Genomic DNA, 26,898 nt, shown 5'->3' on the forward strand with positions numbered 1-26,898 from the left:
GTACCAAGGCTGGGGACGTGAGATTGGTTTCGATTAGCCTGAGATATTTGTGACTTGGGCCAGTCTATGGAAAACTGGGCAAGTTGATTCAACAATTTGAGGAGGCCGTGATGTCGAAGCGTGGTCGTAAGCGCCGTGCACGTCGCAAGAACGCTGCCAACCATGGCAAGCGTCCCAACTGCTAGTTGGTGTGCGAGCAAGCTAATCTGACGCACGTCACTGACCGGATCTCACGATCCTGAGGCCGTGCGAGTAAAGCCCAGCATCTCATGGTGCTGGGCTTTTTTATGTGCCTGGGGCGACAGGCGGTCGCGGGCGGGGAGCGCGTTGGAAATGGTGGTTAAAGTCGGGAATGTGGTGGGGTTAATGCCCAGAATGTTGGGTTAATGCCCGAAATGTGTGTATGGGGTGAGCGGTGCGCGCTGGCTATGGGCTTGAAGGGCTGACATTCGGCTCCGCAAGCGCAGATCTAGCCCGAGTAGGTGCACATACCCCTAGATCTAACTTGGGCAGGTGCACATTCCCCTAGATCTAACTTGGGCAGGTGCACATTCCCCTAGATCTTCGCTTTTTTTGTGCACGAACCCCTAGATTTAAAAACCCTGTCCTTGGGCGAGTTTTCAAAAGCGCTGGTCACGGGCCATGAGTGTGTCTGTGTGTATCTCCGCTGACGCTTGATCTAGGGGTATGTGCATTTTGCGAGTCAAATTTAGGGGTATGTGCAACGAGAGACCTTAAATCTAGGGGTATGTGCATCGAGAGATCCACATTGGGGTCGCTGGTCCTAGGCCATGACAGGCGCTGTGAAGTGTGGCGCAGACATCTCGAGATGAATTCCGGGTAGCCGAAAAAGAGGTATCGTATACCCGTGAGGTTCTACAAATGGTTCTGATGCCGTGGGTCTGGGAAGCTGCCTGGGCTTATTCGAGGCCAGGCGTTTGAGGGGATTCCTCCTCGCACCGAGGGATTGATAAAGAGAAAGAGAAAGTGCACGTGAAACGTGAGAGTGGAGTGCGCACGACTGGACGCGACGATGCAGCACCGCGCACAGACGGTCGCCGGCATTTAGTGACCCTTGCTAACGGGCCGTCTCTGCAGGAGATCAACGGAACTGTGGCGATCCCTGATAAGAATGCGAGCTTCCTGTGCCAACTTTTCGCTTTTTCGGGCCCGGGCGCCCTGGTCGCGGTGGGTTACATGGATCCGGGCAACTGGGTAACTTCCATCGGCGGCGGTCAGCAATACGGGTATCTGCTGCTCAACGTCATTCTGGTTTCCTCGCTGATCGCGATGCTGCTGCAGTACATGGCAGCCAAACTTGGCATCGTTGCCGGCATGGACCTGGCGCAGGCTACGCGCGCCCACACCTCGCGCACACTCGGGCTCGTCCTATGGGTCGTCACCGAGCTCGCCATCATGGCGACCGACCTGGCGGAAGTCATCGGCGCAGCTATCGCCTTGCACTTATTGTTTGGACTGCCGCTCATCGTCGGTGTCCTCATCACCGTCCTCGACGTGCTGCTGCTCTTGCTGCTGATGAGCGTCGGTTTCAGGAAGATTGAGGCCATCGTCGTCACGCTGATTCTGACGATCATGGCGGTTTTCCTGTACGAGGTCATCCTTGCGCAACCCAGCATCCCCGACATGGCGAAGGGTTTCCTGCCGTCACCCCAGACGCTGAGCCGCGGCGAACTCACCATGGCACTTGGCATTGTGGGCGCAACCGTCATGCCCCACAACCTGTATCTGCATTCATCCATCGTGCAGTCTCGTTCCTACAACCGACATGACGAGGGCGACCAGGCTCGCGCCGTACGTTTCGCTACGTGGGATTCGAACATCCAGCTGGGTGCAGCGTTCGTGATCAACTGCCTCCTGCTGCTTTTGGGTGCTGCGCTCTTCTTCGGTTCCAGCGAGGACCTGTCCACATTCGGCTCGCTCTACGATGCTCTCCAGAATCCCTCGCTGGCAGGTACAGTTGCCAGCCCGGTTCTGTCCACGCTCTTCGCTGTCGCACTGCTGGCCTCGGGCCAGAACTCAACGATTACCGGCACGCTGACGGGCCAGATCGTGATGGAGGGTTTCATCAGGCTGCGCATTCCGCTGTGGGCGCGCCGCGTCATCACCCGCGTCATCACTGTGATTCCTGTGTTGGTCTGCACGATTGCATTTAATGGTTCCGAGGTCGCCCTCGAAGAACTCCTGGTGGGATCGCAGGTATTCCTGTGCATCGCATTGCCGATTTCAATGGTGCCACTGGTGTGGCTGACATCGTCGAAGAAAATCATGGGAGAGCGCTTCGTCAACGCGAAATGGGTCGCAATCCTGGGATGGGTGTCCACCATCGTGCTGACAATCCTCAACCTGAAACTGATCCTCGAAATCGTTGGAGGGTGGCTCTGACCAGCGCGGCAACCTCGCCGCGGCCGGCAGGTTGTTACGGCATCGGGTCAGCGTCCACCCACTCAAACCAGCCTTGGTGAAGAACCAGGTACGCCATCAGCGCGTATCCGGCTTGCGCCGGCAACGTGAGCTCATGGGGGGAGCGGGCTGTCGATGCGGCCATGTCAGCGATCCACTGGTCATGTGCGACCAGGGGCTCCAGGCACGTCACGTAGGTGATACCCCGGCGGTCACACACTTCCGCACATGCTCGGTCAAGGGCCGCCAGCTGCTGCTGCTGGGCTCCGGCCAGAGGCGGTGGGCCGACCACAAGCGTGGAGATGCCGCGCTCGCGCGCACGGTCCACAATATTGGCCAGATTCAGGCGTGACCGCGGTGTAGATAACCCACTGGGCACGTCGGCCGCACCAACGGCTACCACCATGTGTAATGTGTCGGATGAGGAAATCCGCGCGTTGACTTCACTTTCCCACCTGGCAGCGAGACCTGCGGTTGTTTCTCCAGGAACGGCGAGAGGCATGACGGCGGGGGCTGAGGCAAAACGGGTACGTGCAATGACGCGTCCAACCCACCCCAAGGCTCGGGGGTCACCGATTCCGGCAACCAAGTCATCACCGATCACGCAGATGCGCTTCACTGGTTTCCTCCTTCATGCACCTTCCACTAGATTAGCCGCTCGCAGCGCCCATCACATGTAACGCAAGCTGGCAGGTCAGATTCTGGCGCGACAGGTGTTCAAAGGCATGTGGGAACGACGAAGAAGCTCCGCAGATCGAGGTTCACACACCAGCTGTGCACGGGCCTGTGAGGAGTGAGGAAGAAGTTCCGCAGATTCAGGCCCGCGCGCTAAATGCCCAGAGTCCTGCTTAGATGACGGGGCGGATGGTACAGAAGCGGAGCTCACATGCCAAGTGCCCCTCGAGCGCGAGAGGCGCAAATCGAGGAGCACGAGGCGTCTATGAAGCGAGCAGGTCAGTCCTCGCCAAAGAGTGTGGCGAGCAGTTCCGCGAGCTGGCGCTTGTGGGTGGAGGCCCGGCCTGCCGCAGGCGAAGCCGATGCAGGACGCGACACCACGATGGGCTGCACGCCCAGTTCGGTGAACACGTTAAGCGCCATGAACGGCCACGCGCCCTGGTTGCGGGGCTCATCCTGCGCCCACATAACCTCAGCACCCGGGTAGCGATCCAGCTGCTCACGAATCTCATCGATCGGCTTGGGGTAGTACTGCTCGACGCGCACGATCGCAGTCGACCATGCTTCCTTCGCCTCACGTTCCTTGACCAGGTCGTAGTAGAGACGGCCTGAACACAACACCACGCGATTGACATCGGTGACGCGCTGATCAACCTCGCCAATGACGGGCAGGAAGTGACCGGACGTGAAATCGTCGATCGACGAGCTGGCTGCGGGCAGACGCAGCAGCTGCTTGGGCGTGAACGCAATGAGGGGTTTACGAGGGCGCCTGTAGGCCTGCGTGCGCAGCATGTGGAAATGCTGTGCCGGTGTCGACGGCTGACAGATCCACATGTTGTTTTCAGCGGCCAAGGTCAGATAACGCTCAATGCGCGCTGACGAGTGGTCGGGGCCCTGGCCCTCATAGCCGTGGGGGAGCAGAAGGACAACCGAGGAGCGTTGTCCCCACTTCTGCTCAGATGAGCTGACGAACTCATCGATCACCGATTGAGCACCATTCGCAAAATCACCGAACTGTGCTTCCCACACGACCAGCGCATCAGGACGCTGAACCGAGTAGCCGTACTCAAATCCCATGACGACGTACTCAGACAAGGGTGAATCATAGATTTCGAAGATCGCCTGATCGTCGGTGAGGAAGTTGAGCGGAGTGAACTCGCGGCCATTGTTGTGGTCATGCAGAACCGCGTGACGCTGGACGAACGTTGCACGACGGGCGTCCTGTCCGGAAAAACGCACCGGAGTTCCTTCCATGACCAGCGAGCCCAAAGCGATCAGCTCACCAAAGCCCCAGTCGATCGGGCGCGTGCCCGTCGCCATTTCCTGACGCCGTTCACACAGCTTCAGCATCTTGGGATGGGGAACGAAGCCATCAGGGAAGGTGTTGAATGCTTCACCGATGCGTTCGATGGCGCCTGCCGGAACGGGGGATTCCCAACCGATCATCATGCCCTGACCAGGCAGCTGGGATTCAGGAACCTGCCAGCCTTCCTCACGGGTCTGCGTGAGGATCTTGTTCAACTCGTCTTCGTATTCCTTGATGGATGCTTCGACCTCTTCTTCGGTCAGCTGCTCGCGTCCGATCAGGTTACGCATGTAGACGGTGCGGGTTGATGGAATCTGACGGATCAGTTCATACATGACGGGTTGCGTCATCGACGGATCGTCGCCCTCGTTGTGGCCGCGTCGGCGGTAGCACACCAGATCCACGATCACGTCCTTATGGAAGCGCTCGCGATAGGCCATTGCCAGATGTCCCATGCGCACCACTGACTCGGGATCATCGCCGTTGACGTGCAGGATCGGCACCTGCAGGCCTTTGGCCAGGTCCGTCGGGTAACGGGTTGAGCGTCCCGATGTCGGGCCGGTTGTGAAACCGATCTGGTTGTTGACGATCAGGTGGATCGTGCCGCCGGTTCGATATCCCTTGAGCTGAGACAGGTTCAGTGTTTCCTGCACGACTCCTTGGCCAATGAAGGCGGCATCGCCGTGGATCAGAATCGGCACAACCGAGAAATCATCGTCATGGAGCTGATCCTGCTTGGCGCGCACGATGCCTTCGAGGACGCCGTCAGCGGCCTCCAGGTGCGACGGGTTTGCAGCCAGATACACCTTGGTGGCCACACCGTCTTCACGGCTGAACACGCCTTCAGTGCCCAGGTGGTACTTCACGTCGCCGGAGCCTTCGTCCTGCGGGTTTTCGTTGCCTTCAAACTCAGAGAAGATCTGCCCGTAGGACTTGCCGGCAATGTTGGCCAGTACGTTCAACCTGCCGCGGTGAGCCATTCCGATAGCCACCTCAGGTAAACCGGTCTGTGCTGCATCCGACAGGATCGCATCAAGCAGTGGAATCAGCGATTCGCCGCCCTCCAGTGAGAATCGCTTCTGCCCGACGTACTTGGTCTGGAGGAACTCCTCGAAAGCCTCCGCGTGATTGAGAGTAGACAAAATGTGGCGCTGTTCCTCAGGCGAGGGTACGGAGTAGGGCTTCTCGATGCGCTCTTGGACCCATTTGCGCTGCTCAGGATCCTGAATGTGCATGTATTCAATGCCGATGGTGCGCGTATATGTATCGCGCAAACGATCGAGGATTTCCCTCAGCGTCATGTAGGATTCCCCGCCAAAACCGCCTGTGGGGAACTGACGATCCAGATCCCACACCGACAGGCCGTAGCTGGTGATATCCAGGTCAGGATGGCGCCGCACACGATAAGCCAGCGGGTCAGTGTCAGCAGCAAGGTGCCCGCGCGAGCGGTATGCGTGAATCAATTCCGCAATACGTGCAGGCTTGCCTTTTTCGCGCTCAATGTCGTATTCGCGATCAGGCTCCCAGTGATAAGGCGGGTGGGGGACATGATAGGTATCGAAGACGCGATCCCAGAATCCGTCCTTGCCGGACAGCTTGTTGTCCATCAACCGCAAGAACTCGCCGGATGCCGCACCCTGAATAATGCGATGGTCATAGGTGGAGGACAGGAACATCGTCTTGCCGATGCCGAGCTGAGCCAGACGGCGAGGGGACACGCCCGCGAATTCGGCGGGGTAGTTCGTCGCGCCGACACCGACGATGAGTCCTTGACCTGTCATCAGGCGCGGAACAGATGTCGTGGTGCCGATCGTGCCGGGATTCGTCAGGGTCACGGTGCCGCCCTGGAAATCATCCGGGGTCAGTTCACCATCGCGAGCACGACGCACCGTGTCGTTATAGGCGGCAACGAACTCGAGAAATGTCAGTGTGTCCGCTTCCTGCAGGACCGGCACCATCAGCGAGCGCTTCCCGTTGGGTTGCGCCACGTCGATCGCCAGCCCGAAACCGACGTGCGCGAGACGCTCAATTTGCGGCCGGCCCTTCTTGTCGGTGGAGTAGCGCACGTTCATTGACGGCATCTCGCACATGGCTTCCACCAGCGCGTATCCGATCAGGTGAGTGAACGAGACCTTGCCGCCGGTCGTGCGAGCCAAGTGGCGGTTGAGCAGTGAACGGTTTTCGATCAGCAGTTTTGCCGGTACCTGGCGGGCAGATGTGGCGGTCGGAATCGTCAGCGACTGGTCCATGTTTTTCGCCGTTGCCCGTGCAATGCCCTTCAACAGATCGGTACGATCTTCGGTCCGCGCATCCTCATTGAGCTCAGTGGCCGCGCGCGCCGCCGTCATGCGCGTGTAGGGCGAGGTGGCTTCACTGGTCTGCGCCAGTGGTGCGGGAGGAAGGTCGGATCGTGTGACCAGCATCGTGTTGGCTGGACGCTCTTCCTCCGACTCGTCGGCAACGTCACTTGCCGAAGTCTGGTCGGCTTCGTCGCCGTCCGGTTCGCTGGCTTGTATGTCCTCTTCAGCTGTGACGCGCACATCGGCTTCGTCAGCCTTTTCGAGGGCGTCGACAGCCTTGAAGTACTCGCGCCAGGCGTCGTCAACTGAACTGGGATCCTCGTCGTACTGGACCCTCATGTGGTCAATCCACCACTGCTGATCCTTTTCGGACTCATGAGTTGATTCGTGTTGATCGGAGGCGTCCACCGTGGTCACTCCTATCGTGGAAACGTGAGGTTTGCTCGCCTCCAGCATAGAGGGTTTTGTGGGGAAGTCTCTCGATATTGAGATAATTTATCGAGTTTTTGTCAAACTGTGCGTGTGCTGGCCAAATACCCACCCAATACTTGTCTATTCCTTTACATATCGGTACGAGGGTGGCCGCGCCGCATGTCCACCACTGTTCATGCCCGAACATTTGCCTGTACACTATTGGTCATCATGGACAGTGACAGTTGCCCCTTGACATTCACTTTAATGATGCCTAGCGGTGTGCCCAGTCAGTCGCACACACATGAGGTTGCCTCGTGGTTTTAAACATCATTTTCTTGCTGCTCGGAGTTGTGCTGACATTCGGCACCTTCATCTTTGTGTCCTCCGAGTTTTCCTTGGTTGCACTTGACCAGGCATCCGTCGAACGGCGAGCATCAGCAGGCGATAAGCGCGCAGCACAAGTCCTGAAAGCCACACGCACGTTGTCCACCCAGCTATCTGGTTCCCAGGTCGGAATCACGCTGACAACTATTTTGCTGGGCTATACAACCCAGTCGGTTCTGACCCGACTGATCAACGACGGCCTGATATCCGTGGGATTAGCCAGCGCCATTGCCGGAACGATTGGCGTACTCGTCTCAGCCGTGCTCATCAATGCATTTTCGATGCTCTTCGGTGAGCTGCTGCCCAAGAACCTTGCTCTGGCGCACCCGCTGAAAACCGCCGGTATGGTGGTGCCATTCCAGATGGCGTTCACGTGGATCTGCAAACCGATCATCTTCCTGCTCAACGGCACAGCGAACGCGATTTTGCGGCTAATAGGCATTGAACCCCAGGAAGAGATCTCCTCTGCCCGGTCGGCGTCCGAACTGGCCGCCCTCGTGCGTCACAGCGCAGAAGAAGGAACACTGGACACCTCCACCGCATCTTTGTTCACGAACTCTATTCGAGTCGGTCAGCTCTCCGCCGTGGACGTGATGTCCGATCGAGGACTGCTGTGCACGCTTGGATCCGACGCGGTAGCTGCTGACGTCGTGGCACTGTCGAAAGAAACTGGTCACTCGCGTTTCCCCGTCATTGGTGATGACAGTGATGACGTGCTCGGTTTTGTCTCATTGCGCCGCGCGGTTGCTGTGCCGTGGGAGAAACGCTCTGACGTGTCCGTCCTGTCGTCCTCTCTGCTCAACCCCGCCCCGAAAGTGCCCGAGACGATGTCTCTAGCTCCGCTGCTGCTTCACCTGCGTGAAGAGGGCCTGCAGATGGCTGTTGTGGTGGACGAGTATGGCGGAGTTGCCGGCATCGTCACCCTGGAAGACGTCGTGGAAGAAATCGTCGGAGAGGTATCCGACGAGCATGATCATCGTCGCCTCGGTATACGCACCCAAGTTGACGGCACATACCTGGTGCCCGGCAGGCTGCGGCCCGACGAGCTGGCCGACCGGCTCGGAATTATCGTCCCCGACGAGGGCGGCTACGAAACCCTGGCTGGGCTGATCATTGACAATATTGGTCGCGTCCCCGAAACAGGCGACACAGTGGTGGTCGATCGTGTGCGCCTGACTGTCACGCAGATGCAGGGCCGGCGCGTCACGCAAATTGAAGTGGAGCCTCCCCAGACCGATGACCAGGAGCAGGAGGATGAGCTGATATGAGCCCCGCACTTGGCATCTTTCTGACCATATTGCTGTTGGCCATCAACGCGTTCTTCGTGGCGGGTGAGTTCGCCACCACCTCGACCAGGCGATCACAGATTGAGCCTCTGCGTGACAAAGGCGTGCGCGGCGCCAAGCAGGCGATGTACGCGCTCAAACATGTCTCCCTCATGCTGGCAATTTGCCAGCTGGGTATTACGGTGGCCTCCACGTCACTGGGATTCGTTGCTGAACCGGCGATCGCGCACCTCATTCACGACCCGCTGGTGGCAATCGGAATGCCGTCAGCAAGCGCTCACGTTGTCGCGTTTGTTGTGGCCCTCCTGATCGTCCTGTTCGCGCATGTGGTGTTCGGGGAAATGGTGCCGAAGAACATCTCGATCGCCATGCCGCACACCGCGCTGCTGATATTGGCTCCGCCGCTCGTCGCGATGGGACACGTACTGCACGGTGTAATCCATGCAATGGACAACGCAGCGAACTGGTTCCTGAAGATCCGCGGAATCGAGCCACAGTCGGAAATTTCCGCGACCTTCACCGTCGAAGAAGTCGCTTCGATCGTCAAGCTGTCGGAGCGCGAAGGAACAATCTCGGACGACCTGGGACTGCTCAGCGGAGCACTCGAGTTTTCTGAAGAAACCGCAAAGTCGGACATGGTCGCCCTCGACGATCTGATCACGGTTCCTCGCGACGCGACACCCAACGATGTCGAGCGCCTCGTGGCGCAAACGGGATTCTCACGCTTCCCGGTGACTGGAGACGGCGACGAAATCATCGGCTACATTCACCTCAAGGACATCCTCTATGCCGATACTGAAAAGGAGCGTCTGGAGCCGATCACCGCATGGAGGATCCGGAAGATGGATCGCGTCCATGAAAATGACGAGGTGGAAGACGCCCTGCGACGCATGCAGAAGTCGGGGACACACTGTGCACTGGTGATGGGGGAATCGGGGGCAGTCATCGGTGTATTGTTCTTGGAGGACATACTCGAAGACCTGGTCGGTGAAGTCAGGGATTCCCTGCAGCGCGGACAGCTCGGGTGACACTGTGCGGCAGAGATCTCGGCGGGGGAGTGCAACGTGCGTGATGGTGCCCACTGGCGACCTGATGTGATGAATGACCCGTGCGTCTCGCGCGGATTAGGCTTCCCATCTGGCAGTGCATCAGCTAGTCTCGGTCACAGGCCGTTATAGTTTTGTGATCAGAGCTGTCGCGGGTTATATTGACGTCAGTGCTATGCGGCGCAATCGACAAGACGATGCGTCGAGGGCGATATCTGTGGAATTCAGGAAGGAACGGGCATGGGATCTGCGGAATTGACACCGCAAATCGATGCGCCACACACGGTACCTGAACAGGGTCACACTATCGCCTCCCCGTTTCCTCGTCGCAGCACGATCCACCAGCACACACGCCCTGAGTCCATCGACGCGCTCAGCGTGATCTCACCTTTCCCATCTCGCCGCTCGCTGCATGCGGACGCGTCGCCCTCGTCAATCGACGACGAAGCGGCTGACACCTCGCGAAATGAGGCTCTGGTCGGACTGGACGCGCTGCCCAAACGGGCTGATCGCCACGCTCGTCCAACACGTTCACGACGCGTGCGACGCACCACGACATCCTATACGAGGCAGAATAATGCGCCGTCGAGCCGCCTACGCACCCGCAAACCGCTGGCTCTCAGCGTCCTGGCTGTCGCCACTATTGGAATTGCGATCCCGCTGAGTGCATTCCTCAGCCCGCAGGATGTGTCCGACCAGCCGGTCGCAGCCACCTACAGCGGGCCTGCTCAGACCAGCTGGGCGACGATCGGAAACACGACCACGCATGCTGGGACGCTCGAGGCGTACGCCGGTGCCGCATCTCGTTCACGCGCACGCCAGCCACTGGACGTCGACCCGTGTGTGCAGGCAGAAGGTGCCGCTGACGGAAACCGTGCGGTGCGTGAATCTGCCAATGTCATGTGGCCATTGAAGCAGGGCAGCTACGAAGTGACCTCACCGTTCTCCATGCGCGTCTCACCCATCTCAGGCCAACTCCTCATGCATGAAGGCGTTGATATGGCGTCCACGCTGGGAGAGCCAATCCACGCGATTGCTGACGGCACGGTTGTCGAATTCAGCCAGGACTCCCGCTCAGGATCCTACGTGCGTATTGAGCACCGCCTCCCTGACGGAACCGTGTACTACTCGGCTTATGCCCATCAGAGTTCCAGTGACGTGCTGGTGAAGGAAGGCGACACCGTGACGGCCGGACAGGTGATCGGTGCGGTGGGCAATGAAGGATGGTCCACAGGGCCGCACCTGCACTTTGAAATCCGTACGGCAGATGACACGCCGGTCGATCCGATGCAGTGGATGCCGGAGCATCAGGCACATTTCCTGGATCAGGTATGTCAGTAAATTCCCAGCGGGCAGATGAGCGAGGACCACTCATCATCGCTCACCGAGGCGGAGCTGACGAGAGGCCCGAAAATACGATGCGCGCCTTCCGCGGAGCCATTGACGCGGGCGTGATCCACCAGGAAACCGATGTGCACCTGACACTGGACGGTGTCGTTGTCGTCCACCACGACCCCTCCATACAGGTCACACACGGTGAACCGGTCACTATTGCGCAACGTACGTTCGACCAGATCCGCAGCCTTGATACGGCCAACGGTGAGCCGGTTGAACGACTCGAAGACGTGCTGAGCAAACTGCCGCTGGCGCGATGGAACATTGATGCAAAGGTTGATGAGGTTGTCGACCCGCTGATCCATGTCATTGATCAGGCAGAGGCATGGGATCGAGTTGTCCTAGCCTCGTTCAGTGAGCCGCGTCTGCGCCGCGTTCGCCACGCCCGCCCCTTCGCTTCCACGTCGCTGGGAATGTCAGGGATCGCGAGGCTCATGGGCGCAGCTTCGACCGCCTCAAGTGCGCGCACATGGAACGTTCCTGGACCTGACCAGGGAGTGCTTGCCGCACAAGTACCACTGGCATTTAGAGGGATTCGCGTGGTCACGCCGCGTTTCATTGCCACGGCACACCGACATGGCCTGGCTGTCCACGTGTGGACACTGAACGCTGCCGCGGATATTGAACACGTCAGGCGAATGGGAGTCGACGGCATTATTACCGACCGGCCCACGATGGCCCTGGAACTCGCGCGCCTCTGACATTTGGTTACTGCACACAGAAGTAGCGATGCGACGTCCGGCGGTGCGAAAATCAACCTATGGAGATTCTGACTGCCACCGGCCTGTCAAGTGCTGCCGGCCTGAACGCGTACATTCCCTTGCTCATCATGGGCGCACTGGACAAATTCACGTCGTGGGTGAATCTGCCGCCCGCGTGGAACTGGCTGTCATCATGGTGGTCGCTGGGAATCCTCGCAGTCCTTCTGGTCGTCGAAGTCGTCGCTGACAAGATCCCGGCCCTCGATTCGGTCAACGACATCGTGCACACATTCATTCGGCCGGCATCCGGTGGCATTGTCTTCGCCTCTGGTGTGGGTGCACAAACGGTTGCCACCAACGACCCGGACTCGTTTTTTGCCGACACGTCCAACTGGCTGCCCATCGTCATCGGACTGGTGATCGCGCTGGTCGTCCACCTGACGAAAGCATCCGCACGTCCGATCGCCAATGTGACAACCGCAGGCCTGGCCACTCCGTTCATCTCCGCAGGCGAGGACACGGCGTCCCTGGGGATCTCACTGCTCGCCGTGGTCGCACCCATCATTGCTCTGATCCTGGTCGTCATTGTCATCGCATTCATGGCGTGGGCGATCGTGACGGTGCGCCGCTCCCTACAGCGCGTCCCGCGATTAGGTCGTCACGAACGAGAGATCATCAGCGACGCGGACACCCTCGACAATCTCAACGATGCACGAGGGCGGCCTACGCGCGACTAAATGCCGGGTGATCCTTTCCACTGGCTGTGCGCGTGAGCAGGGGAGCGCCACTGCAGGCGGAAGTGCTAAACTCGACAGGCGTTGGCCCCGATAGCTCAGCGGATAGAGCGTCTGCCTCCGGAGCAGAAGGTCGCAGGTTCGAGTCCTGTTCGGGGCGCTCACAGGCAGGCGCTCAATGAGAGATTGAACGCGGGGTGCGCCACAGTGCGGTAACGAGTGGAAGCACGGTGCCGATGCCGTCTAATCTTGAACCATGACGCCTGAAGAACTTTCTGCACTGATCACGCGTATTGTGCGCGATGCCGCCCACGCCGGCACCATCACCCTGGATGAGGCTGACATCCCTGAAACAGTGACCGTGGAACGCCCTCGGCAACGCGAACACGGAGACTGGGCATCCAACGTTGCGATGCAACTGGCCAAGAAAGCACACACCGCGCCGCGTGCCCTGGCCACCGTCGTGGCAGACGCACTGCGTGAGAACGAGGGGATCGACAGCGTTGAGATCGCAGGTCCGGGATTCATTAACATCCGACTGGCCGCAGCCAGTGCCGGCGAGCTTGCGCGCACCATCGTGGAAGCAGGCGAAGCATATGGGCGCAACGACTCACTTGCCGGCACGCATATCAACCTCGAATACGTCTCGGCCAACCCGACCGGCCCGATTCATCTGGGTGGCGCACGCTGGGCGGCCGTGGGCGACTCGCTGGCCCGCTTGATCAGCGCGAGCGGCGCAGAAGTCACGCGCGAATACTATTTCAACGATCACGGCTCCCAGATTGACCGTTTCGCCCGCTCACTGGTGGCGCGCGCTCGCGGTCAGGAAGCGCCCGAGGACGGGTATGGCGGCCAGTACATTCAGGACATCGCAGACCAGGTGCGTCACGATGCGGCGGCAGCAGGGGAGCCTGATCCTGCCACACTGCCGGATGAAGAGGCTGTCGAGGCATTTCGCGCTCGCGGCGTTGACCTGATGTTCGCGCAGATCAAGGATCGCCTGCGCGCCTTCCGCGCCGAATTTGACGTGTTCTTCCACGAAGACTCCCTGCACACCTCCGGAGCCGTCACACGTGCCATCGAAATCCTGCGCGAACGCGGCGAAGTGTTTGACGAGGATGGCGCCGTCTGGCTGCGCACCACCGATTACGGTGATGACAAAGACCGCGTCCTCATCAAGTCGGACGGCCAGGCTGCCTACTTCGCAGGCGACGTGGCCTACTACCTGGATAAGCGCTCCCGCGGAGCAGACGCAGCAATCTACCTGCTCGGCGCTGACCACCACGGCTACATCGGCCGCATGATGGCCATGTGCGAAGCATTTGGTGACAAGCCAGGTGTCAACATGCAGATCCTGATCGGCCAGATGGTCAACCTGGTCAAGGACGGACAACCGGTGCGCATGTCGAAACGAGCCGGCACGATCGTCACCCTTGATGACCTGGTGGATGCTGTGGGCGTTGACGCCGCACGCTACTCACTGGTGCGCGTATCGATGGATTCAAACGTGGACATCGACCTGGACCTGCTGTCCTCGCACACAAACGAAAACCCTGTCTACTACGTGCAGTACGCACACGCCAGAACCTGCAACGTGGCGCGTAATGCAGCTGAACACGGTGTCAGCCGAGACGCCGGATTCGACCCGTCCGCGTTGGACCATCCTGCCGACAGTGAACTGCTCGGAGTGCTCGCCACATTCCCGGCGCTTGTTGCGCAGGCCGCTTCAATGCGTGAACCTCATCGTGTGGCCCGTTACCTCGAACAACTTGCTGCGACGTACCACGCATGGTACGGGCAGTGCCGCGTCACCCCTCGCGCTGACGAGGACGTGACCGAGTCCCACGTGGCCCGCCTGTGGCTCAACGATGCGGTGACGCGGGTTCTGCGTAACGGACTGGCACTGCTGGGAGTGAGCGCCCCTGAGCGCATGTAGTGCGCGCAGCTTGTCCAGCGCCAGGAATCGAGAAAGAGGACCACGATGTCAGCACATGATGCACAGGACGACCTGACTCTGATCCCCAGCGTGCCAGCAAAAGCAACCGTTGGTACCCTCGTCTGTCCCGAGCCTTCCGAGCGTGCGGACATGTGGCCGTGGTCAGCTCGCCGCACAGATGATGGTGTCATCGAAATCGGTGGGTGCGCGCTGACGGAGATGGCCGAAGAGTTCGGCACGCCGCTTTTTGTTCTGGATGACCGCGACCTTCAGGCTCGCGCTCGTATGTGGGCGTCCACCATGACCGAGGAATTCTGGGACGGATACGGCATGAACGGTGGCGACGCATTCTATGCCGCCAAGGCTTTCATGTGCTCCCACGTGGCCCGCACCGCCACTGAACGTGGCATGGGCATCGACACCTCCACCTTCGGGGAGTTGACCAGTGCGCTGCGCAGCGGCGTGGACCCCGAGCGCATCGGCCTGCATGGGAACAATAAGTCGGACGAGGAAATCCGTGTGGCGCTCACTGCTGGTAACGGCCGAGGCATTGCCCGCATCTTCGTGGACTCACCTGGTGAAGTGGATCAGATTCAACGCATTGCGGCCGAGAGCGGCGTGACAGGGCGTGTCATGGTTCGAGTGAAGACCGGCATCCATGCAGGTGGCAACGAGATGATTCAAACCAGCCACGAAGACCAGAAATTTGGTCTATCGGTGGCAGGTGACGATGCGATGAGCGTCGTCCGTGCGATTCTGGATGCTCCGAACCTGACGCTGGTGGGTCTGCATAACCATATCGGCTCGCAGATCGCTCAGGCTGAGCCTTTTGCCCACGCCGCACGGATAGTCATGGCTTTCCGCCACAGGATTCATGAGGAACTGGGTGTCCTCGTCGATGACATCGATCTGGGTGGGGGACTGGGCATCGCCTATACGTCAACCGACCCGATTCCACCCACACCTGCGCAGGTGGCGCGTGAATTGGCTACAACCGTTCGAGCAGAAGCTGAGCGTTATCACGAACCAGTCCCGCGAGTGAGCGTGGAGCCAGGACGCTCCGTGATCGGCACGACAACGGTCACCGTGTACACGGTGGGTGCGGTGAAGGACGTGCAGGTCAGTGGCGATCTGGTGCGCCGCTACGTGGCTGTCGACGGGGGAATGTCGGACAATATTCGACCCGCACTGTACGACGCGGAATATTCCGTCACGCTGGCGAATCGGCGGCTTAGTGCTCCGCTGGTGCGCTGCCGAGTGGTTGGAAAGCATTGCGAGTCCGGTGACATCGTCGTGAAGGACGTCGACCTGCCCGCTGACCTGCATCGCGGTGACCTGCTGGTGGTGCTGGCGACGGGAGCCTATGGCTGGTCGATGGCGTCGAATTACAACATGGTGCCGCGGCCAGGCGTTGTGGCCGTGCGCGACGGGAATGCTGAGGTTATCGTGCGTTCCCAAAGCGTGGAAGATCTACTGGCCTGCGACGTGGGCCTCGCCTGACCTGCGTGAAGCTGGGTGAAGCTTCAGGATCACTGGCAGCTGTGCGCCCTATTACGTCAATGCCACTTGCACCAGCGGCGCAGTGCGTTATGGTCGATGCATGGCTGATTCGACCTCTCACGTGAATGACATTGTGTTGAAACAGGGAATGACCATCCCGCAAGTTGGTTTTGGTACCTACCAAATACCGCCTGAGGAAACTGCAGAACGGGTCGAACAGGCGATCGAGGCGGGATATCGGCACATCGACACTGCCGCTGGATATCACAATGAAGCCGGCGTTGGTAAGGCGATTCGACGTTCAGGTCTGGAGCGTTCCGATATTTTCGTGACGACGAAGTTGCAAAATAGCGATCACGGTGCTGACCGAGCCATTGAGGCGCTGGATAATTCCCGACGTGCGCTTGGTCTCGATGTCATCGACCTGTATCTGATTCACTGGCCGGTTCCCTCGAAAGATCTTTTTGTCGAAACGTGGCGTTCCATGATCCGCATGCTCAACACGGGAGCCGTGCGCGCGCTGGGCGTCTCCAACTTTCTGCCTCATCACCTCGACCGTCTACGCGACGAGACGGGCGTGACACCGGTGATCTTACAAACCGAAGTTCATCCGTCTTTCTCGCAGCCTGACGTATTGTCCGATGCTCGTAACCGGGGGATGGTCATCGAAGCGTACTCACCGTTGGGCCAGGCGCGCGACCTCGAGGACCCGGTGATCCTCGACATCGCTGAGCGTGCCGGTGTCACCGCGGCGCAGGCTGTTCTGGCGTGGCATATGCAACGTGGTCGCGTGGTCATTCCCAAGACCACGTCGCCTGAGCGCATGGAGGAAAACCTGGCTGCAGCTGGTGTGAGCCTGCCGGAAACTGACTTGGAGGCGATCGATGCCCTCCACAGTGAAAGTGGCCGCATCGGGGCGCATCCGGACGAATTTGAGTAAAGAGCGTTTAAACTGGCAGAACTGCGTGTTGCGTAGGGGTTGTTGTGTGTCGCGGCAGTTCAGGCGTAGTTTAGACCAGAAGATATTGACACCTGTAGTGTGTGATCACGTTGTGGACAAACTAATCAGAATGTGAAACCTTGCGCCTTTCTTGAATGCATCTCACTTAACCTGCGGTTTATCTGAAGTCAAACTCTCAGATTTCTTTCAACATGGTAAAAGTGAGGTCAAGAATGCGTGTGCAGCGTAATGTAACGCGGGCTGCCCGGCTGACAGCAGTGACGGTTGCTCTTGGCGTGGCCAGCGCTGGTGTCGTCACGGGAGTGGGCAGAGCCCAGCCTGGAACACCAGCTGACGACGGTGCAGAAGTGGAAGTTGCTCAATCTGGAGATGCCCCTCAGTCACCTGATGGCGCCCAGTCAGGACAGCCAGTAGCGGCGAACTAGCCGGCCGCAACAGACAGGGCGGCAGACGAGGGAACCCCCCAGGCGAACGATGCGAGCGATCCTGAGCCAGGTGTTCCCTACGTCCAGAATTTTGCGATTAACCTCAAGCGCGGCGTCAGTTCAGATCAGTTTAACGCTGCCGTGGCGGCCGTGCGTGACACGGGTGCCGTGATCCTGCAGCAGTACCCGCAGATCGATTCATTCTTTGCTCAGACAGCTGACAGAAACTTTGCGGAGCACGTGCGCACGACACTGGCCGACAAGAAGGTGCCGTTGACAAACGTCGGACCCACCCGCTACGCCAAGGTTAAAGGTGACGAGATTGTCGTGGAAGCGGCTCAAGACTCAGCCCCGTCAGGGCAGCCAGGCACATCGACGAGGATGACGGGTCGCAGCCAGCTTGAAAAGAACAGTGAACTGGACCAGGAGTACACACCCGATCCTCAATCCGAAAAAGCGTGGGGTCTGAAGGCTGTCCGTGCCGACCAGGCAGCGGCCGTCGATGTCATGCTTGAGCCGGTCACGGTTGGTGTCATCGACTCCGGTATCGATGGAACCCACGAAGACCTCAAGGACCAGATCGATCAGAGCAAATCCGTTGGATGCGCTCACAATGGTATTCCTGACACCTCATTTGAGGCATGGCAGCCCTCCCAGAAACCTGGATCTGATCACGGGACACACGTTGCTGGAACGATTGCTGCAGCGCACAACGGGATCGGCGTTGACGGTGTGGCACCGCATGCGAAACTTGCCGCGATTAAGGCAGGAAACGCTGATGGTCTGTTCTACCCCGAATACGTTACCTGCAGCTTCATCTGGGCTGCAGAACACGACATCGCGGTGACCAATAATTCATACTTCACCGATCCGTGGGAACACTGGCTTCCCACTGAAGAAAACCAGGCTGCAGGCCTGGAGGCCGTGACTCGCGCGGTTGCTTACTCCCACGACCACGACGTGCTCAACATCTCGGCTGCCGGCAATGACGATCGCGACATTGACAACGCGACGACAGACAGTGGCAGCCCGAATGATGTGGCTGGAGCTGCAATTGAGAACCGCTCGTCAGTGGGAGGCGTGGACCTTCCCAGCGATCTTTCCGGAGTGGTCGTGGTCTCTTCGGTGGAAAAGCCAGAGGGTTCAGATCCGCTTGACGGACCCTTCAATCGCTCATCCTTCTCGAACTACGGCGCGAATGCTATTGATGTCGCCGCACCTGGATCGAGAATCTTCTCAACGATTCCACTTGGTTTCTACTGGCGGGATGAGACTGCACTGTACGCATCGAAGAGCGGTACATCTATGGCGTCGCCACATGCCGCAGGCGTTGCAGCACTTTTGCGGTCCGTTAACCCGACGCTGAGTGCTGACCAGGCAGCAAACCTTCTGCGTGAACAGGCAGGTGGCCGCTACAAGGTCTTGGCCGACCCGAACAACGCAGAGGCGCCAGACGGCAAGGAATACCGCGGCACCGGTCTGGTGGACGCACTGGCTGCTGTCACAGTGAATCAGCCTCAGCCGACGGTTGCGGGAGTGGAGTACTGGGACTCTGAGAGCCAGTCGTGGAAGGCCATTGCGGATGAGAAAGTTGCTCCCCAGGGTGAGTACGTCAGGATTCGTGCAGCAGTCTCCGGGCCCTACACGAAAGCTGCTTTGCGAGTCAACGGTCGGTCCGTGGCCACCCTTGACGGGACTGGCGCCTTCGACTCGCAAGTTGCCTTTCTGGAAGCTGAGTTGAAAGTCGCTCAGGCATTCACTGCGGACAGGAAGCTGAATGTTGCAGTCGACGCGTGGGGACGTAATAACGATGCGCGTGCTGATGACGATGTGACGGTGGCTGTTCAGGGAACTCTGGACACGACCCGCAAGCACGACGAGCAAAATAAGCAGCCAGCTGCATACAGTGCAAAGCCCAGCGTTGCCCGTACCGGCGCATCGGTGCCCGCGATGGCACTGGCCGGTCTTGCGCTTGCTGGGGCTGGAGCGTTGACAGCTTCGCGACGCATGACGCGTTCCTGATTTAGTGAGGATGGCACCGGGTGCAACCGCATCCGATGTCGCACTCACACGTGGCGCCTGCACCGTGTGGTGTGGGCGCCACGTTGTCTGTCCAGGCCACCACAGGCAGCGCCGGCGGGAATCCTTCGCTCTTTGAGCAGCCCCGGCGAACCCTCGGCGTTCAACAACCGCCGTTCAACACTCTCAGCGGGATCGCCCTCGTCCCTTTGCGCGCGAGCTGGGAGTAGCCGACAGGGGGTCTTCAGGCCAGGCATGCTTCGTGTACCGGCCGCGAAGCTCGGAGCGAACCTGTTGGTAGGGACCAGCCCAAAACGACGCAAGATCGGAAGTGATCGCCACCGGACGACCGGCCGGATCGGTTAGGTGAATAATCAGCGGAACTCGGCCGTCGACGAATCTGGGCGTAGACGTCCACCCGAATGCTTCCTGGACTCGCAGCGTGAGCGTCGGCCCGTTCTCAGTCCACTCAATGCGCCGACGTGCTCCCGTTGGAATCTCAATATCGGGCGGAGTCAGTTCATCCAGTCGCGCAGCCTGAGGCCAGGGCAACAGCGAACGCAACAGTCGCATCGTATCGATGCTGGTCAGTGGTTTTCCCGAAGCCAAGGCAGGTAAATCCTCAGCTCCCCACTGCGGAAAACTCGAGGCCAATGCTGCATCCGACACATCCGGCCACGGATCTGTGACAGTCTCGTGAAGCGCTGCCATGCGGGCACGCAACTGCACGGCGGTCGGTGTCCACGTCAGCGCTGACATTCCGTGCTCATTCAAGACCTGCTCCATGAGATCTTGAACAGTCTGCGGTGGCAGCGTCCTGAGTGACCGTGACGCGAGTCGAATAGCACCCAGCATGGTGGCCTGTTCGCCGCGAAATCGCTGTGCTGCCGGATCATACCAGGCGCGCGTGTCCTCATGGACAAGGGCGCCCGCACACCCCAGCGCATCATCCTCGCTGAGGGGGAGCGCCGCCCGGATCAGCGCGGTTGAACTGCCTGACGGCCGTGTCATATCGCTCACCGCCAGCCACTGCTGTCCGGCGAGGGGACTGGTGGCGGGCAGGGACGCTCCCAGACCGGACACCGACTGGTAGGACAAGGGAGAATCGCGGCGCCTACGCATGATCCACTGCGGGTGAGCGGTGGCCGCGACGAGGGCAAGCTGGTCATCACGGCTGAGCTGATCTGCAGGTGCGTGGCGCGACATGTCGGCAGCGTATCGACCCATGAGGCGTGTCAGTCGCGCCGACTGGTCGCGTATATGCGACCACTCGGCGTGCGAGGAGTGGCGCAGACGGCGCACGCTGGCAGCAAGATCGGCGTTGTCACAGCGAATCTGCTCATCAATGATCGCAACACACTCACACGCGGCCTCCACCCCGATGACCGGCGCGCAGGCTGCCAGTGCGTGAGCAAGCGAGGGTGCGACCGGCAGTCGCGCAATCATCTCGCCATGAGGTGTGGGCGCGCCCTCAGTGTCGAGCGCCCCGATAGCGACCAGCGCCTCGCGAGCAGCCTGGACATTGCCCGAGGGGGGCTGATCCATCAACGGCAAGTCAGCAAAGTCGCGCACGCCCCACACCGCGCACTGCAACAGTGCATCAGTCAGATCAGACTCCACGATTTCCGGGGCCGGGGTCTGCCGGCGGCGCGCCCACTCATTTTCCGCGCAGCACCGCACCGCCCAGCCAGGGCCGAGCCTGGCTGCACGCCCTGAACGCTGGACCATCTCAGCTCGTGACGCTGGCACTGTGACCAGGGTGGTGACACCGCGTGCCGGGTCGATGGACGGGTGGCGAGCCAGCGCAGAATCAACAACGACGCGCACTCCGGGAACAGTCAGTGACGATTCAGCGATCGACGTGGACACGATGACGCGTCGCCGTCGCTCGCAGCCCTCAGGCACAGGTGTCAGGATACGGTCCTGCTCGGCCGCCGACAGAGCAGACAACAGAGGCACTATCTCCACGTCGCCTCGCAGACGCGCACGCAACTCATCAATCAGCATGCGGATCTCGCGTGCACCTGGCACAAAGACCAGGACATCTGCGCTGGTGCGCTGCACAGTCTCATCGACAACGCGACCCATGTGAGCCAGGAACTCTCGACTTACTCCCACTCGACCACTGCCACCGACAGGTGCGAGAGCAGAAACGCTCGGTGCGGCAGGCGCCCACGACTGTTCCAGTGGAAACAGCACGCCCGGCGCCTCAATCGTCATGACATCTGCACCCTCGCACTCGCAGGCGTGGGCGCGGACGAAAGTCAGTGTCGGCGCCATATCCAGCGTTGCCGAGGTGAGGAAGATCGTCAGATCCTCACGCAGTGTCTGCCGTACATCGAGCAGGAACGCCAGGGCCAGATCAGAGTCGAGCGCACGCTCATGGAACTCGTCCAGAATTACGGCACTCACTCCCGGCAAATCCGGATGAGCCTGGAGGCGGCGCACCAACACGCCAGGGGTGACCATCTCGATACGCGTGTGCGGGCCGACGGCGCGCTCGCCGCGCACCGTGAACCCGACCGTTTCCCCCACACGCTCACCCAGCAGGGAGGCGATTCGTCGGGCGGAAGCGCGCGCAGCCATACGTCGCGGCTGCGTGCAGACCACCGTGCCGCTGACGCGCGCTGCGACAGCGGGCGCAATAAGCGTCGTCTTACCGGACCCGGCGGTGGCTGACACGACGGCAAACGTCCCCGGGTGCGCGGCGCGCGTCACCTGATCGAGGACTGACACGATAGGCAGGTCCGGTGGATGTGTGATCAGATCAAACAGCGATCGCCGGGGCTCGCTGGCACTCGACCCCGGATCCGTCACAGTGTCAGTGTGCTCACTCGACGAAGTCAGCACTGATCATGAACGTCATCGAGTAGTCCTCGCCCGGTTCCAGCACGATCAGGTCGATCCCGGAATTGAACGCATCAGGCGGGCAAGTCATCGGCTCAACAGCGGTGGCGATACGTCCCTGCTGATCACCGGAGTACACCTGAACCCACGGCGCGTCAGAGGTGACCGACACGGATGAGCCACCCTCGTCACACAGGCTGACTTGCCACGTGCCGTCGGGCAATTCGGTGAACGCGTGATCGACCGACTGACTGCCGATGAGCCGCCCGGAGCGGAAATCCAGATCCAGATCTTCCACATCTTTCAGTTCGACGGGTGCCAAACGCTTATCGACATCGAAAACCTTGCCGGCCGGAACCGTCAGCGTCATCGCATCGATCGACTGCTGACCGATCGTGATGTAGGGGTGGTGTGAGCAACCATAGGGGGCAGGTTCGCTGCCCACATTCTTCGCGTAGATCGTGATGCTCAGGCCGCGCTCCGCGCTCAGTGCGTACGTCACCGACAGGTCGAGGGCGAAGGGGTAGCCGTATTGCGGCGGCAGGAATGTGCTCATGGTCGCTGAATCAGAATCGGAGTGTACGACGGTCCAGTCGGTCCAGGACACCAGCCCGTGCAGAGCTGCCCCGGTTTCGATTTCGTTTCGCGGCACGTCCATGCGCTCACCGTTCCACGTGTACGTCGCCTCGGTGATGCGGTTGGGCCACGGTGCCAGCGTCTTGCCGAAGTAGCCCTTCGTCAAAACGTTCGGGTCGAACGGAAGCGTGACATCGCGGCCGTTGAACGTCAGGGAAGCAAGAGCCGCTCCCACCGACACCACGTGAGCGGTGTATGCGCCTGCGCGCAGAGCAATATCGTGTCCGGAAAGTGTGCGTGTCATCGTTCCCACCCATCTGTGCTGGCAATCGTCATAGATTTCTTCCAGTGTAGTGGCTCGAGGCCGCTGCGCTGACACCCCGAGCGCGGGTGACGGAAACCACGCCAAGGGTGGCGCGAGGCACTGCTACATCACCGCTGCAATATCGAAGCGGCGCAGCTGCTCGCGCACCTTATCCACGTGCTCCACACTCGGGGGCTTGACGTCCTCCAGCGTGTACGTCATCCCCAGGTTCTTCCACTTGTCAATCGCCATCTGGTGGAACGGAAGGACTTCCAGACGGGACACGTTCGGCCACTTTTCGACGATCCGTCCCACTCGGTCGATGTTGTCCGGATCGTCGGTCAAACCCGGCACCAGGACGAAACGTACCCATACTTCGGTGCCGTGCTGAGCCAGGCGATCCCCGAAACTGATGGTGGGTTGCAGGTCGCGGCCAGTGACCTTTCGGTAGGTATCAGGATCACCGGACTTCACGTCGAGCAGCACCAGGTTCGTGTCCTCGATCATTTCATCAGTTGCCATCGCACCCAGGAAGCCGGAAGTGTCCAGCGCCGTGTGAATACCCATTTCACGGGCGCCGCGCAGGATGCGTGCAGTAAAAGCAGGCTGCATCAGTGCTTCGCCGCCCGACAGCGTGATTCCGCCGCCGGTGGTACGGAAGATTCTGCGATAGCGCTTAATGCGGCGCAACAGTTCATCGGACTCGATGGGCTGGCCGTCGCGCATATTCAGAGTGTCAGGGTTGTGGCAGTACAGGCAGCGCAGCGGGCACCCGTTGAGAAAAATCGTCATGCGGGTACCAGGTCCGTCCACCGCGGTCACGAGTTCCCACGAGTGAATCGACCCGAGTGTTCCTTCGCGCATACGGCGCAGACGATCTGTTCGCTCAAGGTCGGTCAGCTCCTGCAGGCCGGCTGTGCCCGCCCCGGTCATCCGATTAGCTGGCGGCTGAAAATCCTGGTCGCCGAGCAGCTCAATAGCCACTGGCTGTGACTGTGTCGTCATGTATGCACCTCCTGCCATAAAAAGCGCTTGGCTGCCTGCCGTCGTTGAATCGATCGGCAGGCAACCAAGCGGCACGTTTCAGTTTTCTGATCTTCGCATTGCGGTGTCATCGCGCAGTGCCGAGGACGCCCTCGTGCCTGCGGGGATCAGGCTGAGTGGTGGAACGTACGGGACAGAACATCCAGCTGCTGCTCGCGGGTGAGCTTCACGAAGTTCACTGCGTAGCCGGACACACGCACCGTCAGGTTCGGGTACTTCTCAGGATGGTCGATCGCATCTTCCAGGGTGGAACGGTCCAGCACATTAATGTTGGCGTGGTACAGCCCCTTGATGCCGCCGTTCTCCTCACGCTTGTCCTTCATGTCGGCCAGGCGCTCATCAAACGTCTTCGTTGCCATGATCTCTCCTTCTCAGGTTGTTTCTAGTATCTCAAAAGAACTGTTCGTCGTCTCAATCAGTCTTCAGGAATGAAGCCGGAATCGAGGATGCCGACCAGGTTCGTGACCTGCTCGCCCTTGTTCCGACCCAGACCTGATGGCGTGATCGTGTTGGTCAACGAAATGCCGTCAAGGGCATCGTTGTAGTCCAGTTTACCGACCGACAACATGGATGCGACCATGCCGTGCGTGTCCACACCGTTCTGCGGGTTGGCGCCCGGCGCGAAAGGTGTGCCGGCCTTGTGTCCGCAGGGGAACGCGCCGGTTGCGCGGCCGTAAACCACGTTCGAGGTAATGGTCAGCACCGACTGAGTCGGGATGGCATCACGGTACAGGGGGATCTGACGGATCTTGTCCATGATGGTGTGAACAACGGTGGCGGCGATTTCGTCTGCACGATCATCGTCGTTGCCGTAGGTCGGGAAGTCACCTTCGACCTCGTAGTCCACAACCAGGCCGGTCTCATCACGCACGGGGACGACCTTGGCGTACTTGATGGCAGCCAGGGAGTCGGCCACGATGGACAGGCCGGCGATACCGCAGCCCATGGTGCGCACGATATCCGAATCATGCAGTGCCATTTCCATCGCTTCGTAGGCGTAACGGTCGTGGCAGTAGTGGATGATGTTGAGGGCCTCAACGTAGGTGCCCACAACCCAGTCCAGCATGTCCTCGTACTTGGCCCAGACCTCATCGAAGTCCAGCGGGCCGTCACCCTTGATGGGCTCGTACTCGTCAACGATCTGCTTGCCGGTCATCTCATCGCGACCACCGTTGATGGCGTACAGCAGAGCCTTGGCGGCGTTGACGCGCGCGCCGAAGAACTGCATCTGCTTGCCCACGCGCATCGGAGACACACAGCACGCGATCGCTGCATCGTCGCCCCAGTGAGCGCGGATCTGCTCATCGGATTCGTACTGGATGGAGGACGTCTCAATCGAGATCGAGGCGCAGAATTCCTTGTAACCTGCGGGCAGGTTCTCATCCCAGAAGATCGTGATGTTTGGCTCGGGAGCCGGTCCCAGGTTGCGCAGTGTCTGCAGCAGACGGAAAGACGTCTTGGTGACCAGTGTGCGACCGTCCTCTGAGAAACCGGCATCTGACCAGGTTGCCCAGTAGGGATCGCCGGAGAAGATCTGATCGTACGCCTCGGTGCGCAGGAAACGCACGATACGCAGCTTGACAACCAGGGCGTCGATGATTTCCTGAGCGTCCTGCTCGGTGATCACGCCTGCCTTGAGGTCGCGCTCGAAGTAGATATCGAAGAATGCGGACAGGCGGCCGATCGACATTGCAGCGCCGTCCTGAGACTTCACGGACCCGAGGTAAGCGAAGTAGGTCCACTGCACAGCTTCCTGCGCGTTCTTCGCGGGGCCTGAGATGTCGAAGCCATAGCTGGCAGCCATGCTCTTCAGTTTCTTCAGAGCCTTGATCTGCTCGGCGTGTTCTTCACGGTAGCGGGCCCAGTGCTCGGAGAACGGCTGATCAGCGTAGCGGTCCTTGTCAACCTGCTTGGCTTCGATCAACGCGTCGACACCGTACAGAGCGACGCGGCGATAGTCACCGATGATACGGCCACGGCCGTAGGCGTCCGGCAGGCCGGTGATGATGTGGGAAGAACGGGCTGCGCGAATTCGAGGTGTGTAAATATCGAACACGGCATCGTTGTGGGTCTTGCGGTACTGAGTGAAGATCTTCTTCACGTCAGGGTTGACCTCTTTGCCGGCTTCCTTGATGGCGGTTTCCACCATGCGCCATCCGCCGAACGGCATCATCGCGCGCTTGAGGGGTGAGTCGGTCTGCAAGCCGACGATCACATTGTCGTCGTCGCTGATGTATCCGGGCCCGAACGCGTCAACGTCTGCCGGTGTATCCGTGTCAACGTCGAGTACGCGCTTCCTGCGCTCCTCGGACAGGTAATTCTTCTCCAGTGTGTCCCACAGGCGCAGTGTCTTGTCTGTAGGGCCAGAAAGGAAGGAGGCGTCGCCCTCGTATGGCGTGTAGTTGCGCTGAATGAAATCACGAACGTCGATGTGCTCGGTCCATGCACCGCGCTCGAACCCATCCCACGGGTCTTCGCTGACGGATGTTGGAGCGGTCATCTGGGTGGTCATAATCCCTCTTCTCCGGTTCCGGTCCCTTCGATCTGAAGGGTTTCGGTGGCGTGGTTCGCGGCCAGCCAATGTATGTCTGTTTGACATCTGACCTTATTGTCTCTCGAAAGCG

Annotated in this window: 19 protein-coding genes and 1 tRNA gene; 13 read left to right on the forward strand and 7 right to left on the reverse strand. The window is 59.9% G+C overall.

Going from position 1 to position 26,898, the window contains the following annotated elements:
* Window positions 1-110: 110 nt before the first annotated feature.
* Entirely contained in the window at window positions 111-185 is a 75-nt protein-coding gene (locus HMPREF2975_RS13075) for a 50S ribosomal protein bL37 (RefSeq protein WP_371935780.1), read from the forward strand.
* Window positions 186-993: 808 nt separating this feature from the next.
* Window positions 994-2,403 carry an Nramp family divalent metal transporter gene (locus HMPREF2975_RS05635; RefSeq protein ID WP_227469278.1) on the forward strand — a complete coding sequence of 470 codons (1,410 nt, stop codon included), beginning with the start codon at window positions 994-996 and terminating at the stop codon, window positions 2,401-2,403.
* 34 nt (window positions 2,404-2,437) lie between these two features.
* Here the strand turns inward: HMPREF2975_RS05635 and HMPREF2975_RS05640 are convergent, their stop codons facing one another.
* Both HMPREF2975_RS05640 and HMPREF2975_RS05645 read right to left on the reverse strand, forming a co-directional pair.
* A complete protein-coding gene (locus HMPREF2975_RS05640; RefSeq protein ID WP_058237007.1) occupies window positions 2,438-3,040 on the reverse strand; it encodes a GDSL-type esterase/lipase family protein in 603 nt (200 codons plus the stop codon).
* Between the two features lie 335 nt (window positions 3,041-3,375).
* Window positions 3,376-7,158 (reverse strand): multifunctional oxoglutarate decarboxylase/oxoglutarate dehydrogenase thiamine pyrophosphate-binding subunit/dihydrolipoyllysine-residue succinyltransferase subunit, encoded by a 3,783-nt coding sequence (locus tag HMPREF2975_RS05645; RefSeq protein WP_083314442.1) that lies wholly within the window; start codon window positions 7,156-7,158, stop codon window positions 3,376-3,378.
* A 272-nt stretch (window positions 7,159-7,430) separates the two neighbouring features.
* On the opposite strand from HMPREF2975_RS05645, the gene HMPREF2975_RS05650 reads away from it, so the two are divergent.
* From HMPREF2975_RS05650 to HMPREF2975_RS12930, 11 genes are all read left to right on the forward strand, one after another.
* On the forward strand, window positions 7,431-8,768 hold the full coding sequence (locus HMPREF2975_RS05650; RefSeq protein ID WP_070726398.1) for a hemolysin family protein: 1,338 nt from the start codon (window positions 7,431-7,433) through the stop codon (window positions 8,766-8,768).
* The gene (locus tag HMPREF2975_RS05655) at window positions 8,765-9,814 is read left to right on the forward strand and encodes a hemolysin family protein (protein WP_070726401.1); all 1,050 of its coding nucleotides are present in this window, start codon (window positions 8,765-8,767) and stop codon (window positions 9,812-9,814) included. Before HMPREF2975_RS05650 ends, HMPREF2975_RS05655 begins: the two co-directional genes overlap by 4 nt.
* 258 nt (window positions 9,815-10,072) lie before the next feature.
* On the forward strand, window positions 10,073-11,173 hold the full coding sequence (locus HMPREF2975_RS05660; protein ID WP_083314443.1) for a M23 family metallopeptidase: 1,101 nt from the start codon (window positions 10,073-10,075) through the stop codon (window positions 11,171-11,173).
* Window positions 11,164-11,928, forward strand: coding sequence for a glycerophosphodiester phosphodiesterase family protein (locus HMPREF2975_RS05665; RefSeq protein WP_070726404.1), 765 nt, complete (start codon window positions 11,164-11,166; stop codon window positions 11,926-11,928). The genes HMPREF2975_RS05660 and HMPREF2975_RS05665 overlap by 10 nt, the downstream gene beginning before the upstream one ends.
* A gap of 59 nt (window positions 11,929-11,987) precedes the next feature.
* Complete coding sequence (locus HMPREF2975_RS05670) at window positions 11,988-12,665, forward strand: DUF4126 domain-containing protein (RefSeq protein ID WP_070726408.1); 678 nt, start codon at window positions 11,988-11,990, stop codon at window positions 12,663-12,665.
* An 84-nt stretch (window positions 12,666-12,749) separates the two neighbouring features.
* Window positions 12,750-12,822: transfer RNA gene (locus HMPREF2975_RS05675), tRNA-Arg, on the forward strand.
* Between the two features lie 96 nt (window positions 12,823-12,918).
* Entirely contained in the window at window positions 12,919-14,598 is a 1,680-nt protein-coding gene (gene argS / locus HMPREF2975_RS05680; protein ID WP_058237002.1) for an arginine--tRNA ligase, read from the forward strand.
* A 45-nt stretch (window positions 14,599-14,643) separates the two neighbouring features.
* On the forward strand, window positions 14,644-16,098 hold the full coding sequence (gene lysA, locus HMPREF2975_RS05685) for a diaminopimelate decarboxylase (RefSeq protein WP_070726411.1): 1,455 nt from the start codon (window positions 14,644-14,646) through the stop codon (window positions 16,096-16,098).
* A 100-nt stretch (window positions 16,099-16,198) separates the two neighbouring features.
* Window positions 16,199-17,038: an aldo/keto reductase gene (locus HMPREF2975_RS05690; RefSeq protein ID WP_092648689.1), complete on the forward strand. Its 840-nt coding sequence runs from the start codon at window positions 16,199-16,201 to the stop codon at window positions 17,036-17,038.
* A gap of 239 nt (window positions 17,039-17,277) precedes the next feature.
* Window positions 17,278-17,484 (forward strand): hypothetical protein, encoded by a 207-nt coding sequence (locus HMPREF2975_RS12265; protein ID WP_141757305.1) that lies wholly within the window; start codon window positions 17,278-17,280, stop codon window positions 17,482-17,484.
* 141 nt (window positions 17,485-17,625) lie between these two features.
* A complete protein-coding gene (locus tag HMPREF2975_RS12930; protein ID WP_070726415.1) occupies window positions 17,626-19,506 on the forward strand; it encodes a S8 family peptidase in 1,881 nt (626 codons plus the stop codon).
* A 183-nt stretch (window positions 19,507-19,689) separates the two neighbouring features.
* Here the strand turns inward: HMPREF2975_RS12930 and hrpB are convergent, their stop codons facing one another.
* The 5 genes from hrpB to pflB all read right to left on the reverse strand — a co-directional run bounded on the left by hrpB (window position 19,690) and on the right by pflB (window position 26,786).
* Window positions 19,690-22,353, reverse strand: coding sequence for an ATP-dependent helicase HrpB (hrpB, locus tag HMPREF2975_RS05700; protein WP_227469279.1), 2,664 nt, complete (start codon window positions 22,351-22,353; stop codon window positions 19,690-19,692).
* Window positions 22,334-23,230 (reverse strand): aldose-1-epimerase, encoded by an 897-nt coding sequence (locus tag HMPREF2975_RS05705; protein ID WP_058237823.1) that lies wholly within the window; start codon window positions 23,228-23,230, stop codon window positions 22,334-22,336. The genes hrpB and HMPREF2975_RS05705 overlap by 20 nt, the downstream gene beginning before the upstream one ends.
* A gap of 123 nt (window positions 23,231-23,353) precedes the next feature.
* Window positions 23,354-24,235: a pyruvate formate-lyase-activating protein gene (gene pflA / locus HMPREF2975_RS05710; RefSeq protein WP_070726483.1), complete on the reverse strand. Its 882-nt coding sequence runs from the start codon at window positions 24,233-24,235 to the stop codon at window positions 23,354-23,356.
* 146 nt (window positions 24,236-24,381) lie between these two features.
* Window positions 24,382-24,633: an autonomous glycyl radical cofactor GrcA2 gene (grcA2, locus tag HMPREF2975_RS12935; RefSeq protein WP_058236997.1), complete on the reverse strand. Its 252-nt coding sequence runs from the start codon at window positions 24,631-24,633 to the stop codon at window positions 24,382-24,384.
* A 56-nt stretch (window positions 24,634-24,689) separates the two neighbouring features.
* Window positions 24,690-26,786 (reverse strand): formate C-acetyltransferase, encoded by a 2,097-nt coding sequence (pflB, locus tag HMPREF2975_RS05720; protein WP_058236996.1) that lies wholly within the window; start codon window positions 26,784-26,786, stop codon window positions 24,690-24,692.
* Between the last annotated feature and the right edge of the window lie 112 nt (window positions 26,787-26,898).

The sequence above is a fragment of the Actinomyces sp. HMSC065F12 genome (assembly GCF_001814535.1).
In the GTDB taxonomy this organism is placed as follows: domain Bacteria; phylum Actinomycetota; class Actinomycetes; order Actinomycetales; family Actinomycetaceae; genus Pauljensenia; species Pauljensenia radingae_A.